The 13,846-nt window shown below is 65.9% G+C and carries 15 protein-coding genes; 9 read left to right on the forward strand and 6 right to left on the reverse strand.

Annotated elements, in window-relative coordinates:
* The first annotated feature begins 32 nt into the window (after positions 1-32).
* Positions 33-1,010: a DMT family transporter gene (locus tag AC3WOS_RS12145; RefSeq protein ID WP_492716213.1), complete on the forward strand. Its 978-nt coding sequence runs from the start codon at positions 33-35 to the stop codon at positions 1,008-1,010.
* Positions 1,011-1,020: 10 nt separating this feature from the next.
* On the opposite strand, the gene AC3WOS_RS12150 is transcribed toward AC3WOS_RS12145, so the two are convergent.
* Both AC3WOS_RS12150 and AC3WOS_RS12155 read right to left on the reverse strand, forming a co-directional pair.
* Positions 1,021-1,641: an LON peptidase substrate-binding domain-containing protein gene (locus AC3WOS_RS12150; protein ID WP_492716214.1), complete on the reverse strand. Its 621-nt coding sequence runs from the start codon at positions 1,639-1,641 to the stop codon at positions 1,021-1,023.
* Positions 1,642-2,095: 454 nt separating this feature from the next.
* Entirely contained in the window at positions 2,096-2,386 is a 291-nt protein-coding gene (locus tag AC3WOS_RS12155; RefSeq protein ID WP_492716215.1) for an H-NS histone family protein, read from the reverse strand.
* 589 nt (positions 2,387-2,975) lie between these two features.
* Between AC3WOS_RS12155 and asd the strand changes: the two genes are divergently transcribed.
* A complete protein-coding gene (gene asd, locus AC3WOS_RS12160; protein ID WP_492716216.1) occupies positions 2,976-3,821 on the forward strand; it encodes an archaetidylserine decarboxylase in 846 nt (281 codons plus the stop codon).
* A gap of 4 nt (positions 3,822-3,825) precedes the next feature.
* Here asd and AC3WOS_RS12165 read toward each other — a convergent pair whose 3' ends face one another.
* Positions 3,826-4,731: a LysR family transcriptional regulator gene (locus AC3WOS_RS12165; RefSeq protein WP_492716217.1), complete on the reverse strand. Its 906-nt coding sequence runs from the start codon at positions 4,729-4,731 to the stop codon at positions 3,826-3,828.
* Between the two features lie 111 nt (positions 4,732-4,842).
* Between AC3WOS_RS12165 and AC3WOS_RS12170 the strand changes: the two genes are divergently transcribed.
* From AC3WOS_RS12170 to AC3WOS_RS12190, 5 genes are all read left to right on the forward strand, one after another.
* On the forward strand, positions 4,843-5,442 hold the full coding sequence (locus AC3WOS_RS12170; protein ID WP_492716218.1) for an FMN-dependent NADH-azoreductase: 600 nt from the start codon (positions 4,843-4,845) through the stop codon (positions 5,440-5,442).
* Positions 5,443-5,491: 49 nt separating this feature from the next.
* The gene (locus tag AC3WOS_RS12175) at positions 5,492-6,382 is read left to right on the forward strand and encodes a pirin family protein (RefSeq protein WP_492716219.1); all 891 of its coding nucleotides are present in this window, start codon (positions 5,492-5,494) and stop codon (positions 6,380-6,382) included.
* A 314-nt stretch (positions 6,383-6,696) separates the two neighbouring features.
* A complete protein-coding gene (locus AC3WOS_RS12180) occupies positions 6,697-7,164 on the forward strand; it encodes a hypothetical protein (RefSeq protein ID WP_492716220.1) in 468 nt (155 codons plus the stop codon).
* A 58-nt stretch (positions 7,165-7,222) separates the two neighbouring features.
* A complete protein-coding gene (locus AC3WOS_RS12185; protein ID WP_492716221.1) occupies positions 7,223-8,182 on the forward strand; it encodes a M14 family metallopeptidase in 960 nt (319 codons plus the stop codon).
* 77 nt (positions 8,183-8,259) lie between these two features.
* Positions 8,260-9,024: a substrate-binding periplasmic protein gene (locus AC3WOS_RS12190; RefSeq protein ID WP_492716222.1), complete on the forward strand. Its 765-nt coding sequence runs from the start codon at positions 8,260-8,262 to the stop codon at positions 9,022-9,024.
* A 13-nt stretch (positions 9,025-9,037) separates the two neighbouring features.
* On the opposite strand, the gene sugE is transcribed toward AC3WOS_RS12190, so the two are convergent.
* A complete protein-coding gene (sugE, locus tag AC3WOS_RS12195) occupies positions 9,038-9,355 on the reverse strand; it encodes a quaternary ammonium compound efflux SMR transporter SugE (RefSeq protein WP_492716223.1) in 318 nt (105 codons plus the stop codon).
* Between the two features lie 392 nt (positions 9,356-9,747).
* Here sugE and AC3WOS_RS12200 point away from each other — a divergent pair, with 392 nt between their 5' ends.
* Both AC3WOS_RS12200 and AC3WOS_RS12205 read left to right on the forward strand, forming a co-directional pair.
* Positions 9,748-10,044 (forward strand): ArsR/SmtB family transcription factor, encoded by a 297-nt coding sequence (locus tag AC3WOS_RS12200; protein WP_492716224.1) that lies wholly within the window; start codon positions 9,748-9,750, stop codon positions 10,042-10,044.
* A gap of 53 nt (positions 10,045-10,097) precedes the next feature.
* The gene (locus tag AC3WOS_RS12205) at positions 10,098-11,159 is read left to right on the forward strand and encodes an alkene reductase (RefSeq protein WP_492716225.1); all 1,062 of its coding nucleotides are present in this window, start codon (positions 10,098-10,100) and stop codon (positions 11,157-11,159) included.
* 138 nt (positions 11,160-11,297) lie between these two features.
* On the opposite strand, the gene AC3WOS_RS12210 is transcribed toward AC3WOS_RS12205, so the two are convergent.
* Both AC3WOS_RS12210 and AC3WOS_RS12215 read right to left on the reverse strand, forming a co-directional pair.
* Complete coding sequence (locus AC3WOS_RS12210; RefSeq protein ID WP_492716273.1) at positions 11,298-12,263, reverse strand: MBL fold metallo-hydrolase; 966 nt, start codon at positions 12,261-12,263, stop codon at positions 11,298-11,300.
* A 73-nt stretch (positions 12,264-12,336) separates the two neighbouring features.
* The gene (locus AC3WOS_RS12215) at positions 12,337-13,815 is read right to left on the reverse strand and encodes an acetate kinase (protein ID WP_492716226.1); all 1,479 of its coding nucleotides are present in this window, start codon (positions 13,813-13,815) and stop codon (positions 12,337-12,339) included.
* Between the last annotated feature and the right edge of the window lie 31 nt (positions 13,816-13,846).

A 13,846-nucleotide genomic window follows, 5' to 3' on the forward strand; every position in this document is an offset into this window, starting at 1 on the left:
CAACCTCAACCTCAACCTGAAGAGCCTGGCCGATGTGGAATGGCGTGTTATGCGGCCTGCTGGCCGGCGCGATGTGGGGCATGGTGTTCATCGTGCCGGAGCTGATGGCGGCGTTCTCGCCGCTGGAGCTGGCCGTGGGCCGTTACCTTGCCTACGGCACCATCGCCGCCGGCCTGATGCTGCCGCGCCTGGGCAGCCTGCTGCGCCGGCTCGACGGCGCCGACTACCTGGCCCTGGTGCGCCACGCGCTGGCCGGCAACATCGTCTACTACATGTTGCTGGCCCTGGGCGTCAAGCTGGCCGGGGTGGCGCCTACCTCGCTCATCATCGGCGTGCTGCCCATCGCCGTCACGCTGATGGGCCACAAGGACCACGGTTCGGTGCCGCTGCGCCAGCTGGCCGTGCCGCTGCTGGTAGTCGCGGCCGGCATCGTCTGCATCAACATCGACGTATTCACCCATGACAGCAGCGGGGCCGGCATCGCCATCGGCCAGAAGCTGGCGGGTGTGCTGTGCGCCACCGGCGCCCTGCTGTGCTGGAGCTGGTACACGCTCGACAACGCGCGCTACCTCAAGCGCAATCCCCATTTCAGCAGCGGCGAATGGTCGGCCCTGTATGGCTTGTCCAGCGGCCTGATCGCGCTGGTGATCGGGCTGGCGGCGCTGGCCGTCTACCATGCCGATGTGACGGGCGCGGCCGGTGCGGCCAGCGGCCGGCACTGGGGCACGTTCTGGATCGTCAACGGCTTGCTGGCACTGGGGGCTTCCGTGATCGGCAACCATTTATGGAATGTGGCCAGCCGCCGCGTGCCCGTCACCCTGTCGGGCCAGCTGATCCTGTTCGAAACCCTGTTTGCCCTGCTGTACGGCTTCATCTACAAACAGCAGCTGCCGCGCACGCTGGAGGTGGCGGCCATCGTGCTGCTGATTGCCGGTGTGGTGTGGTCGGTGCGCGTGCACGCGCTGGAAGAGGCCCGGCAAGCCGGCGCCAGCGGCCCGGCACCCGCCTAGGCCGGCGGCCTTACTGGCTGGTGAGCAGGCCGTTTTCGCTCAGCAAGTCCTGGATCAGCTCGAGCCGCAGCACTGGATTTTCCTGCAACATCAGCCTTTGTTTATCGCGCAAGTCCAGCCGCAACAGTTCGCACCAGCGGTTGGCCACCCAGCCCGCGTCGTCCAGCCGGTATGGCGGGGCCAGCGGCATGTTGGCGGTGGAAATCTGTTTCTTTTCCAGCGAACGGATCAGCGATGCGAGGGCATCGGCGACGTCCTGCTGCTCTTCGGGCACAGGCACGGCGCGGTCGGCCTCCAGCGGATCGACGTCGGCCACCCACAGGCCGTGCCGGAGCCGCTCGCTGCTGCGCACATGGAAGCGCGTGGTGCCCACGCACGACACCCGCAACAGCCCCGGCATGGGCGCGGACCAGTCCAGGATGCGGGCCATGGTGCCGGCGCCGGACAGCACCTGCTCCTGTTCCGGCAATTGCACCTCGCTCCCTTCCAGCAAGGGCACCACGCCGAACTGCTCTTCCTGGGCAATGCAGCGCTTAATCAAATCCAGGTAGCGCACTTCGAACACCTGCAATGGCAAATGCCCGTCGGGGAATAAAATTGTATTAAGTGGAAATAGTGAAATGGCAAGCATCCCGCATGATCGCATAGATCGGGAACGCTGGGTTTGCCGTCAGCGAGGGATAGCGCAAGGAATCGGGCAGAGTTCCCTACTTTCAGCACAAATGCAACATCGGCCGTGCATCGGATATGCCGTTGGCGCCGCGGCCATTGAACGCCGGCGTGCAAACGGATTGCCGGCGCGGCAGGTGATGCCGGCGCCCGACGGCAAGCTTTAATCCGTCGCTGATGAATACAATGGGGCCACGCGCATCGCTGCACGGCAGAGCGGTGGAGCAGCGCGCGATCGCCAGGAAAATAACGTGGGCCGTGAATGTCGGCCTTGAATATCGGCAGACGCCAGGTCATGCCAAAACAGAACTGCCGGCAGCGGCGAACATGGCGTCCGCCGCTGCCGGCGGTGATACATGATGATGGCAGCGGGACGGGTGTATGGATAGAATTCCACACCCATCCCGGCCCTGCCATTATTTAATCAGGTATTGATCCTTGTCTTTACCTTCCAGCCATTTCGGAGCACGGCCGCGGCCGGTCCAGGTCTGGCCGGTGGCGTCGTCGCGATATTTGGTTGGCACCGGAGCGCGCGTCTTGGCGGGCTTGGCTTTCGCGACCGCGCCCAGATCGGCCAAGGTCAGGCCATAGTCGCGCATAATGGCGGCGATTTTTTCCTTGGCTGCCAGCAATTCATTCTTGCGCGCGGTCTCCGCCAGGCTTTCCAATTCCGCGATCTTTGCTTTGTATTCCTGGTACGTCGTCATATTTATATCCCTTTGATCGGTTGACAGCGAATGTTTAAACTCATCTTCCATGCCGTGGTGGCAGTAACTCTCGGTGTGACAAAGTGTGAGAATTCACGAAATGAGAATTTACCATAAGACCGGAGAAATTCTCTAGCGATATGTACAACAAATACCAATATAAATAGAATTCCGAATAATTTCTACAACTATCTGATTGTATTCGGGAGCGGCTGGAGAATAAGGAGAAATTAGGCCGCAACTGCCCCAATCCGGGCACTGCGGCAGGCCTTTCGGTCACCATCAGTAAAGGCAGTGTCGCTCTTTTTTTGTTACAGCGCAAAGTCCAGGTAGTTAAACCGGATATAAAGCGAGGGCCGGCGGCAGAACCGGTATTTACGCCGCGGACGGCGCCGCCAGCGCTGACGCCAAGGATGGCCGCAGCAACAAACAGCAGCCTGGCCGAGGGAAACGGCAGTGCAAGCGGCCATGCCAGCGCATCAGCAAAGCCCTTTCGACGCCGGGCATTCGAAGCCGGCACGGGAAATGCATTTTTCGCCCGGAGCAACGCTATAATGCGACACCATTTATTTGCCATGGATTTACTATCGTGTCCGATCGCCTTGCCGTGCTGCCCCAATATCTGCTTCCCAAGGGAGCGCTGACCAACTTCGCGGGACGGGTGGCGGGCGCCAAAGGCGGCTCCACCACCACCGGCCTGATCCGCTGGTTCGTGGGCCGTTACGACGTCAACATGGACGAGGCGCTCGACCCCGACATCAGCCACTACGCCAGCTTCAACGAATTTTTCACGCGCGCCCTGCGCCCGGACGCCCGCCCGCTGGCCGCGGCCGACTATGTCTGCCCCGTCGATGGCCGCATCAGCCAGTTCGGCGCCATCGAGGACGACCAGATCTTCCAGGCCAAGGGCCACAAATTCAGCACCACGGCCCTGCTGGGCGGCGACGCCGCGCTGGCCGAACACTTCCGCCACGGCAGCTTCGCCAACCTGTACCTGAGCCCGCGCGACTACCACCGCATCCACATGCCGTGCGACGGCAAGCTGACCCGCATGATCTACATTCCGGGCGCGCTGTTCTCGGTCAACCCGACCACGGCGCGCGGCGTGCCGGGCCTGTTTGCCCGCAACGAGCGCGTGGTGTGCGTGTTCGAAGGCGCCCACGGCCCCTTCGTGCTGACCCTGGTGGGCGCCACCATTGTCGGCAGCATGGCCACCGTCTGGCACGGCGTGGTCAATCCCCCCCGCACGCGCGAGGTGCGCGAGTGGAACTACGCCGACCAGAACATCGTGCTGAAAAAAGGCGAGGAAATGGGCCGGTTCCTGCTCGGCTCCACCGTCGTCATGCTGTTCCCCAAGGAGACGATCAACTTCAACCCGGGCTGGCAGCCGGCCGCCGCCGTGCAGCTGGGCGAGATGATGGGCAACGCCGGCTGATCCCTCAGCCGGCGCCGTCCGGCGCGAAGCCCGCTTCCAGCATATCGAGGAAGGCCCTGGTCTTGGCCGGCATCAGCCGGCGGCCGGGGAAGACCGCCCACCCCGTCACAGTGGGAAAACACCAGTCCGGCAATACCCGCACCAACTCTCCCGTCTGCAGATAAGGCTGCGCCAGCTGTTGCGTGCTGGCCGCGATGCCCACCCCCGTGCGCGCCATGCGCACCAGCAGTTCCGGCGAATTGGCCATCATCCGCACCGGCAAATCGCGTTCCCATTGCACCTTGCCGCGCTGCAGGGTCCAGCGCGTGAGCCCGTTCGCACGCGGCGGCAAACTGAGCAAATCATGCTGGAACAGGTCGTCCGGATGTTCCGGCAAGCCCCGCAAGCCCGTGTAGGCAGGCGCCGCGTACAGGCCCAGCGTGCTCAAGGTGATGCGGCGCGCGGCCAGCGTGGCGTCGTCCGGCAGCGCCCCCATGCGGATGGCCAGGTCGAAATTCTCGGCCACCAGGTCGACCCGGCGCGGCGACAGGTCCAGTTCCAGCGAAATAGCCGGATATTGCGTCATGAAGCGGGCCAGCAGCGCGCCCATCACGCCGCTGGCGAAGTCGGCCGGCATCGACACCCGCAGCAAGCCGCTGGGCGCGCCCTGCCGGTGCTGGGCCAGGGCGCCGGCCGCCTCCGTTTCCTCCGTCACCCGGCGCGCATGCTCGAGCAGGCTGGCGCCGAATTCCGTCAACACCAGCTTGCGCGTGGTGCGCTGGAGCAGGCGCTCGCCCAACTGCGTTTCCAGCTGTGAGATGCGGCGCGAGACGGTGGACTTGGGCAATTGCACGCGCGCGGCCGCCAGGCTGAAACTGCCGCATTCGACGATGCGGGCAAACAGCAGCAAGTCGCCGGGATCGATTTCCATAGGATTGTTCCATCGGTGGATTAATGTTATCCATTTTAACGGCTTCCGGTTGAAATTTGGAACTGCTAAAGTTCATCCATCGCAACAACAACCCCACAGATGGAGCACACCATGAACATCCTGCAAATCAATTCCAGCGCCCGCAGCACCGGTTCCGAATCGACCCGTCTGGCCGACGCCATCGTTGCCAAGCTGAGCGCCACGGCAGCGGACGTCCAACTGACCCGCCGCGACCTGGCCGCCCAGCCCCATCCCGTGCTGGACGAAGCGGGCCTGCAAGCCCTGTTCACCCCGGCCGAGCAGCGCAACGCCGAGCAGGCCGCCCGCGTGGCCCTGGATGACGCCCTGATCGCCCAGGTGCAGGCAGCGGACGTGCTGGTGATCGGTTCGCCGATGTACAACTTCGGCATCACCGTGCAGCTCAAGAGCTGGTTCGACGCCATCGCCCGCGCCGGCGTCACCTTCAAGTACACGGCCACCGGCCCTGTGGGCCTGCTGACGGGCAAGAAAGTGTATGTGGCCGTGGCCCGCGGCGGCATGCACCGCGACGGCCCGACCGACACCCAGTTGCCGCACCTGAAGACCTTCCTGGCCTTCCTGGGCTTGACCGACGTGCAGTTCGTGTACGCTGAAGGCATGGGCCTGGGCCCGGACGCCGTGGCCAAGGCGCAAGCCCAGGCCGACGCGGAAATCAACGCCGTGCTGGTGTAAGTACAGGTAAATCCCGCGCCCTGGCGGCGCGCAATGACTGGAGATTATGATGACAACGACGATGACTGCAGTACCGGAACAAGTGCAACAAGGCCGCGGCGTGGAGCGCATCATCCACGGCCAGGCCGTGATGGATGGGGCCGGCGTCAAGATCAACCGCGTCCTGACCCAAGCCTTGCAGCGCCGCCTGGACCCGTTCCTGATGCTCGACGCCTTCGGCAGCGACGAGGCCAACGACTACATTGCCGGCTTCCCTTCGCACCCGCACCGGGGCTTTGAGACCGTGTCCTACATGCTGACGGGGCGCATGCGCCACAAGGATAGCGCCGGCAACGAAGGCTTGCTCACCAGCGGCGGCGTGCAGTGGATGACGGCCGGGCGCGGCGTGATCCACTCGGAAATGCCGGAGCAGGAAGCAGGCTTGATGGAAGGCTTCCAGCTGTGGCTGAACCTGCCGGCGCGCGACAAGATGCGCCAGCCGTGGTATCGCGACTTCAACGGCGAGGACATCCCCCGCTACACCACGCCCGAAGGGGTGACGGTGCGGGTGATCGCCGGCCGCAGCCACGGCGTGGACGGCGCCGTCCAGCGCGAAGTGACGGAGCCGCTGTACCTGGACCTGGAGATCCCGGCCGGGGCCAGCTTCAGCCAGTTGCTGCCGGCCGGCCACAACGCCTTCCTGTATACCTATCGCGGCAGCGTCACGGTGGGCGACAAGGCGGTGCCGTCCAAGGCGATGGCGATCCTGGCCAACACGGCCGGCGCCGACGGGGTGACGCTGCACGCGGCCGAGGCCAGCCGCGCCATCCTGCTGGCCGGCCAGCCCCTGAACGAGCCGATCGCGCAATACGGCCCGTTCGTGATGAATACCCAGGCCGAGATTTTCGCGGCCGTGGAAGACTTCCGCGCCGGCCGCCTGGGCGAGCAAGCCCAAGGCTGAAGCGGCCCGTCGCCCCGCCCCGGTTCCGTGGCGGCGGCGCGGCAACGGGCGGCGGTTGGTGCCGCCCGTTCAACCCGATTTCACCAGCCGCCGGGTTTTCACGACCCGGGGCTGACTTCTTTGCACCCGCGCGCGCCGGGCCCACGCACGACGCCTCGGCGGGGCGGCCCTGCCAGCTGCGTTGGCGGCGCCAGGACCACCGCGTTACTCCTCTGTTTCACCCCATTTTTGGCCAGGTTCTCCTGGCCGTTTTTTTGTCCTGGTTTCCTGGGTACGCTTGCACGCGGCCGTTTCAATGCAGCTAAAATGGCGCCATGACTTCCACCATCCTTGCCTGGCTACGCCATTTAAGCCGCATCTGCGGTTTCGAGACCGCCGACGCCTTCCCGCCCGGCCATCCCTACGAGCGCACGCGCTGGAACGGCGCCTATTTCGACATCGCCTCCGACGTCAAGCCGGACCAGATCGAAAGCCGGCTGTGCGAGGCCATCGCCAACACGCCGCTGGTGTTCGGCTACATCACCAATCCCACGCCGCGCATGCAGCGCGCCCTGCTGGCCGTGCTGGAACAGCGCATGCGCAACAACCGTGGCCGCGCCACCGAGCTGGCGCTACTGCTGATCGAAGCCTACCGCAGTCCACACGTGACGGAAGTGCTGCCCGGGCTGCGGGCGGCCATCGCCAGCACCGCCCACATGGACAGCGGCGAGCGGGCCCGCAGCCTGATGGCCTATCTGGGCAGCATGCAGTCGCCGTTCGATGTGATCGAGGCCCGCCCCTGACGGCGCCACGCCGGCGCTCCCGTCCGCGCCGCGCGCGGCACCAAATAGAGGCAGACGCATGAGCAATGCAACCGAGATGCAATTCAAGTCCATCCAGTACTGCGGCCAAAGCAGTGGGCCGCGCCTGATCGTGCTGGGCGCCGTGCATGGCAACGAGACATGCGGCACGCGGGCCATCGAACGCCTGATGGGGGAGCTGGACAGCGGCGCCCTGTCCATCGCCAACGGCAGCCTGACGCTGGTGCCGGTGGCCAATCCCCTGGCCTATGCCAAGGGCGAACGGGCCGGCCAGCGCAATCTGAACCGCAACCTGTTTCCCAACGCTGCGCCCCAGGATTTCGAGGACCGGGTGGCCAACTGGCTGTGTCCCCTGCTGGCCAGCCATGACGTGCTGCTGGACCTGCATTCATTCAACGCCCACAGCCAGCCGTTCGCCATGGTGGGCCCGCGCGACAACGACGGGCCGCTGGAACCGTTTCATCGCGCGCAACAGGAGCGGGCCCTGGCGCGCCGGCTGGGCGTGCGGCGCTTCGTGGACGGCTGGCTGCGCACCTACGGCCAGGGCGTGCAGCGCCGCCTGCGCGGCGACAGCCGGCTGGAGACGGTGCTGCGCTACGGCGTGGGCACCACCGAATACATGCGCAGCACAGGCGGTTACGCCCTCACCCTCGAATGCGGCCAGCATGACGATCCGCAAGCGCCGCAGGTGGCTTACCGGGCCATCCGCAACACGCTGGCCTTCCTCGGCCTTTGCGACGGGCCGGCGCCGGCGCCGCTGCCGGACGGGCAACTGGAAGCGCTCAGCATGGTCGAGGTACACGACAAGCTGCACGGGGACGACCGCTTCAGCCGCGACTGGGCCAGCTTCGACCCGGTGCGCCAGGGCGAGGAAATCGGCCGCCGTGCCGATGGCACACCCGTGCTGGCCGGCTTCGACGGCGTGATGCTGTTCCCGGACAGCGCCGCCGCCGCCCACAGCGAATGGTATTACCTGGCCAGGCCCACTGCCGGGCTGTGACGTTTCCGGACATACTAGCCTCATGCAATGGTGGCGCGCCGCATGGGATGCGTCTAGAATCATCGCTGGGAGGCAACATGAATATCCTCAGGCAATTACTGCTCATCGCTGCCGGCCAGTGCGCCTGGGCCGCTTGCGCGCAGGCTGAGGCGGTCACCTTGTCCGTGATGGCGCAGGAGAGCCTGCCGCCCAAGTGGATCAACCGCGGCGACCATAGCGAAGGGGTCTGCCCCGACATCCTGCAAGCGATCGAGAAGATGGAGCCGCAGCTGCACTTTACCGGCCAATATGATTTCCGCTCGATTCCCGTTATCGAACAGGGCCTGGAATCGGGCAATGTGGCCTGCGCCTGTGCCCTGCTCGACACGCCGCACCGGCGCGCGATTGCCACCATCGCCGGCAAGCCCTTGTACATGGTGCGCCACCGGCTGGCGGCCGCCGCCGGCGACCACGTGGAAGTGAACAGCCTCGACGAACTCGCCAAGCTCAAGCCACTGGTCAACACGTCGCGCGGGGCCGGCTATTCCTACCAGCTGCGGGCGCTGGGCCTGAAGGTGGACGACAGCACGGGCGACAATGTCGTCAATCTGAAAAAGATCATCGCGGGACATGGCCGCTTCTTTTACATGAACGAGCTGACGCTGACCTGGATCGTGCGCGAGAACGGGCTGCGCGACCAGATCCGCATTGTGCCCGGCGTGCTGAAGGAGGAGCCTATCTATTTCTGGGTCAGCAAGAAAATTCCGCCCGAGACGACTCGCCTGCTGGACCAGGCGCTGTTGAAACTCAGGGCCAATGGCGAACTGAGCCGCATTTACGAGCGCTGGAGCGGCGGGCGCTGACGGCCCGCGTCCATCACACAGTGGCCAGCTTCAGGCCGAGGATGCCGGCCACGATCATCGCGATGCAGGCCAGCCGGGCCGCACTGGCCGGTTCATCGAGCACGACGATGCCGAAGATCACAGTGCCCACGGTGCCGATGCCGGTCCAGATGGCATAGGCCGTGCCCAGCGGCAAGTTACGCAGCGCCAGCCCCAGCAGCCCCACGCTGCCCGCCATGGACAGCAAGGTCAGCACCGCCGCCAGGGGGCGGGTGAAGCCCGCCGTGTATTTCAGTCCGACGGCCCAGGCCACTTCCAGCAGGCCAGCCAGGATCAAGATCAGCCAGGTCAATATCATCTCCTCGATGGGCAGGGCCGTCCCTGCTTGGCAGCCTGTCGGACTTAGGATCGTCGGCTGCAAAAATACCTGGGCGGTCCATATTTCGCCGCTTTCTCGGCCCATAGCTCGCTATGGGCACTGCGAAATCGTCAAAATCTGGCCTCGCCCAGCTATTTTTTCGCTTCGACTCCCTAAGCCCGACAGGCTGCTAGCTTCCTTGCGCGGCGGGGCCGTCCCCGCGGAAGCGAATGAGGCCGCAGTGTAGCACCGCCGCCGCCGGCTCGCCGGGCACGGCCGTTTTTGGCCGCCGCCAGCACATTTTTCATTTATATCGTAAGATACCGATATTGAAATCGGTAAAAACCGATACATATATCGTCCTGTGACGAAACAAGAGAGCAACGATGGACATAGATGCAATTCACAAAGCGCTGGCCAACCCCGTGCGACGCCAGATCCTGGCGTGGCTCAAGGAGCCGGAAGTGTTTTTCGCCGACCAGCAGCACCCGCTCAGCCTGGGGGTGTGCGCCGGCCTGATCGACCGCCGCTGCGGCTTGTCGCAGTCGACCGTGTCGGCCCACCTGGCCACGCTGCAGAAGGCTGGCCTGGTGGTGTCGTACCGGGTCGGCCAGTGGAACTACTTCAAGCGCGATGAAGCGACCATCCAAGCTTTCATTGACCACATGAACACGGGCCTCTGAACGGGGCCCGCCTTTGCCGGCCCGGTCCGGCACTTTTATGACAGGAACTCATCATGGCAAATCTGTTTGATCCCATCACCATCGGCAACCTCACCCTGAAAAACCGCATCGTCATGGCGCCCCTGACGCGCGCCCGCGCCGTCGGCGGCGGCCGCGTGCCCAATGCCCTGATGGCCAAGTACTACACCCAGCGCGCCAGCGCCGGCCTGATCCTGAGCGAGGCGACGGCGGTCACCCCGCAGGGCGTCGGCTATGCGGACACGCCCGGCCTGTGGTCGGACGAGCAGGTGGAAGGCTGGAAACTGGTGACGGCCGCCGTGCACGCGGCCGGCGGGCGCATCTTCGCCCAGCTGTGGCACGTGGGCCGCATTTCCGACCCCTCGTTCCTGGACGGCCAGGCCCCCGTGGCGCCCAGCGCCATCGCCGCCAAGGGCAATGTGAGCCTGCTGCGTCCGCAGCGTCCCTTCCCCGTGCCGCGCGCGCTGGAGACGGCCGAACTGCCTGGCATCGTGGCCGCGTACCGCAAGGCGGCCGAAAACGCCAAGCTGGCCGGCTTTGACGGCGTGGAAGTGCACGGCGCCAACGGCTACCTGCTCGACCAGTTCCTGCAAGACAGCACCAACCACCGCACCGACAACTATGGCGGTTCGATCGAAAACCGGGCCCGCCTGCTGCTGGAAGTGACCGACGCCTGCATCGCCGTCTGGGGCGCCGAACGCGTGGGCATGCACCTAGCGCCGCGCCGCGACACCCACGACATGGGCGACTCGGACCCGGCCGCCACCTTCGGCTATGTGGCCCGCGAGCTGGGCAAGCGCAAGATCGCCTTCATCTGCGCCCGTGAGGCCGTGGGCGACGACAGCCTGGCGCCGATGATCAAGCGTGAGTTCGGCGGCGTCTTCATCGCCAACGAGAAGATGGACAAGCAGACGGCCCAGCACGTGCTCGAGGCCGGCACGGCCGACGCCATCGCCTTCGGCAAGGCGTTCATCGCCAATCCGGACCTGCCGCGCCGCTTGCAGCTGGACGCGCCGCTCAACGAGTGGAAGATGGAAACGTTCTACCATCCGACCGAAGAAGGCTATACCGACTATCCGGCGCTGGAAGTGGCGTAAGTTGCCATGGGGCGCCACGGCGCCCCATGCGACGGATGGCCGCTGCCTCCTGGTGGGCGCGGATCGACAACAGGGCGCTGCGGCGCCCTGTTGTCTTGCCGGCGCCGCGTGCAGCGGTCGGCAGTCAGTGGTCAGCGGTCAGCGCGGGATGGTGTAGTTGACGGGCACGAACTGGTAGCCCTTGCCGGCGGCGCGCAGGTGGCCGAGGGCCGGGAATTGCAGGTGGGCGGCGCCGATCAGGTAACCCTGTTTGGCGGCCTCCGCGAAGGCCGCCTTGCGCTGGGCGGCCGCCGCCTTGCTGTCCGTGTCGAAGCCGATGGTCACGGCCGGGGTATCGAACTGCACGGCTGCCACGTGCATCAAGTCACCCAGCAAGACCAGTTTCTGGCCCTTGCTTTCCACCACGTAGCTGGTATGGCCCGGCGTGTGGCCGGCGCTGGCATGGGACTTCACGCCCGGCACCAGTTCCGTATCACCGACGATGGGCACGAATTTGTCGGCCTGCACATAGGGCCCCAGCGCGCCCATGGCCCCCTGGAAGAATCCTTTTTGCTCGGCCGGCGCCCGCTCCATATTGGCCTGGCTGAGCCAATAATCGGCATCGGCCTTGCCAGCCCGCACGATGGCGTTGGGGAAGGCCCGCTGGCCGGCCGCCATCAGGCCGCCCACGTGGTCGGGATGCAGATGGGTGATGTAGATTTCATCGACCTGCTCCGGTTGGTAGCCGGCCGTCTTCAGGTTGGCCAGCAGCTTGCCCAGGGTGGGGCCGAACAGGCCGGCCGCGCCCACGTCCACCAGCACCAGTTTCGGACCCGTATTGATCAGGTAGGCATTGACGGACGTTTCCAGCGGGCTGTGCTCGAACGACTTGGCCAGCGCCTGGTCGGCTTTGTCCTTGGGCATCTTGAGCAGGGTGTCCACAGGCAGGTCGAGGGTACCGTCGTTGAGGACCGTAACCTCAAAATCGCCCAGCATCGTGCGATAAAAGCCCGGGGCCTGGAATTTGGCCATGGGCGCGGCCGCCAGCGCCGGTGCGGCGCAGAAAACGGCGGCCATGGCCGCGGCGATGGCGGCCATGGCCGGGGTGGAGCGCTTCGTCGACATCATGTGTTCCCTCTGTAAAAAGTTGCCAGGAACACTAAGATACCTGAATCGCCATTTTCCCGCAGAGCTCGCTTCAAAACGTGACGGGCAAGCGCACCGACAGTTGCACGTCCGGCGTGTCGCGGGTCAGGCCGGCGCCCACGGCCACGTTGACGGTGCGCTTGTCGCTGAGCCGGTAGGACAGTCCCACCAGCAAGGTGCCCAGCTGGGTGCGCACCGAACCGGGCACGGGCTGGCCGTTCTGGCGGGTGCGGGCGATGGAGCTGTGGTCGTAGCCCAGGCTCAGCGCCGCCTTGTCGTTCAGGGCCAGCCCCAGGCCGAAATTAAAGCCGATCACGCCGCCCGGCGCCACCGTGCCCAGCGGCTCGGACTGGCCGTTCAGCACCCGCCGCGTCACGTTACTGCGCCGGAAATTGTGCAGATAGCTGACGCTGCCGAACAAGATGGCCGGATCGCTGGGATAGAGCCACGTCAGGCTGGGCTGCAGCGCATAGAAACCCGAGCCGGTCGGCAGTTGCAGCGGCAAACCGGTGCCGGTGGCGTCCGGCCCCACGCAGCGGGTCGCGCAATCGGTGACGACGTCGAACGGGTCCCTGCCGCTGCGGGTCTTGAAGCGCAGGCCGCCCACGTAATAGGCCTGGTCCGCCGGCCCGTGCCGGAACTGGTGGCGCAGCGCCAGTTCGATGTCGCCCATCGCCTTGCCGCTGGTGTCGAAGGCGCGGTCGATGCCGGTGCCGGTGAGAATTTCGCGGCTGACGGTGCTGTCGGAACGGTACACATAGGGCAGCTTCATTTCCACTTCCGTGCGGGGCCCGACGCCGTAGCGCCCCGTCAGCGTGGCCGTCACCGTGTTGCGTTTGAGCTCGCGGATATCGACCAGCCCGATCAGCAGGGCCGGAATGATGGTGTAACCCACCAGCGCCACCCGGTTGCTGGACGAATAGCCAAACTGCAGCGACGGCTCCAGCACGTAGCGGCCCTTGGGCGTGAGCACCCCGGGCTGCTCGAACAGGGGCGCCACCTCGGGCGGACGGCCCTCCCCGGGCGGGGCCTCGCCCACGGGCGCGCCGGTGGCGACGCTGGTGCCGCCAGTGCCCTGTGCGGGGCCTGGGCCGCCCGCTGCAGCCCCCCCGGCGCTCCCGCCTGCGCCGCCTGTCTCACCCGTGCCACCGACGCCATGCATGCCGCCCGCACCGATCATGCCGGCGCCGCGCTGCGCCGCTAGCTGGGCATCGGATGCCACCGGCCCGGCGCCAGCCGCCACGCTGCCCCGGCCCGCCGCCGGCGCTGGCTGGCCGCCTGGCTGCCCCGCCGCTCGTCCATCCGGCTGCCAGCCGGATTGTTCGTCCAGCAGACGCCGCAGCGCCTGCAGCTGCGTCTTCTGTTCCGCCAGCTGTTGCTGCATGGCCGCCAGTCTGGCCTGCAAGCCGGCCAGCGTGACGGCATCGGCCGTCTGCGCCCCGCCACCGCCCTGCTGCGCCAGCACGGGCGCACTGCACAGCACCACCGACAATCCTATCGAACTGATACGCAGCTTCTCGCGGTATGGCATCGTGTCTCCCTAAGCACAGGTCTCACTGCAG

The sequence above is a fragment of the Rugamonas sp. FW305-51 genome, assembly GCF_058786935.1.

Excerpts from the sequence above, each read along its gene's own strand:
- AC3WOS_RS12145 (WP_492716213.1), top strand. The coding sequence starts at position 33 with ATGTGGAATGGCGTGTTATGCGGCCTGCTGGCCGGCGCGATGTGGGGC.
- AC3WOS_RS12150 (WP_492716214.1), bottom strand. The coding sequence starts at position 1,641 with ATGCTTGCCATTTCACTATTTCCACTTAATACAATTTTATTCCCCGAC.
- AC3WOS_RS12155 (WP_492716215.1), bottom strand. The coding sequence starts at position 2,386 with ATGACGACGTACCAGGAATACAAAGCAAAGATCGCGGAATTGGAAAGC.
- AC3WOS_RS12165 (WP_492716217.1), bottom strand. The coding sequence starts at position 4,731 with ATGGAAATCGATCCCGGCGACTTGCTGCTGTTTGCCCGCATCGTCGAA.
- AC3WOS_RS12170 (WP_492716218.1), top strand. The coding sequence starts at position 4,843 with ATGAACATCCTGCAAATCAATTCCAGCGCCCGCAGCACCGGTTCCGAA.
- AC3WOS_RS12175 (WP_492716219.1), top strand. The coding sequence starts at position 5,492 with ATGACAACGACGATGACTGCAGTACCGGAACAAGTGCAACAAGGCCGC.
- AC3WOS_RS12180 (WP_492716220.1), top strand. The coding sequence starts at position 6,697 with ATGACTTCCACCATCCTTGCCTGGCTACGCCATTTAAGCCGCATCTGC.
- AC3WOS_RS12185 (WP_492716221.1), top strand. The coding sequence starts at position 7,223 with ATGAGCAATGCAACCGAGATGCAATTCAAGTCCATCCAGTACTGCGGC.
- AC3WOS_RS12190 (WP_492716222.1), top strand. The coding sequence starts at position 8,260 with ATGAATATCCTCAGGCAATTACTGCTCATCGCTGCCGGCCAGTGCGCC.
- AC3WOS_RS12200 (WP_492716224.1), top strand. The coding sequence starts at position 9,748 with ATGGACATAGATGCAATTCACAAAGCGCTGGCCAACCCCGTGCGACGC.
- AC3WOS_RS12205 (WP_492716225.1), top strand. The coding sequence starts at position 10,098 with ATGGCAAATCTGTTTGATCCCATCACCATCGGCAACCTCACCCTGAAA.
- AC3WOS_RS12210 (WP_492716273.1), bottom strand. The coding sequence starts at position 12,263 with ATGTCGACGAAGCGCTCCACCCCGGCCATGGCCGCCATCGCCGCGGCC.
- AC3WOS_RS12215 (WP_492716226.1), bottom strand. The coding sequence starts at position 13,815 with ATGCCATACCGCGAGAAGCTGCGTATCAGTTCGATAGGATTGTCGGTG.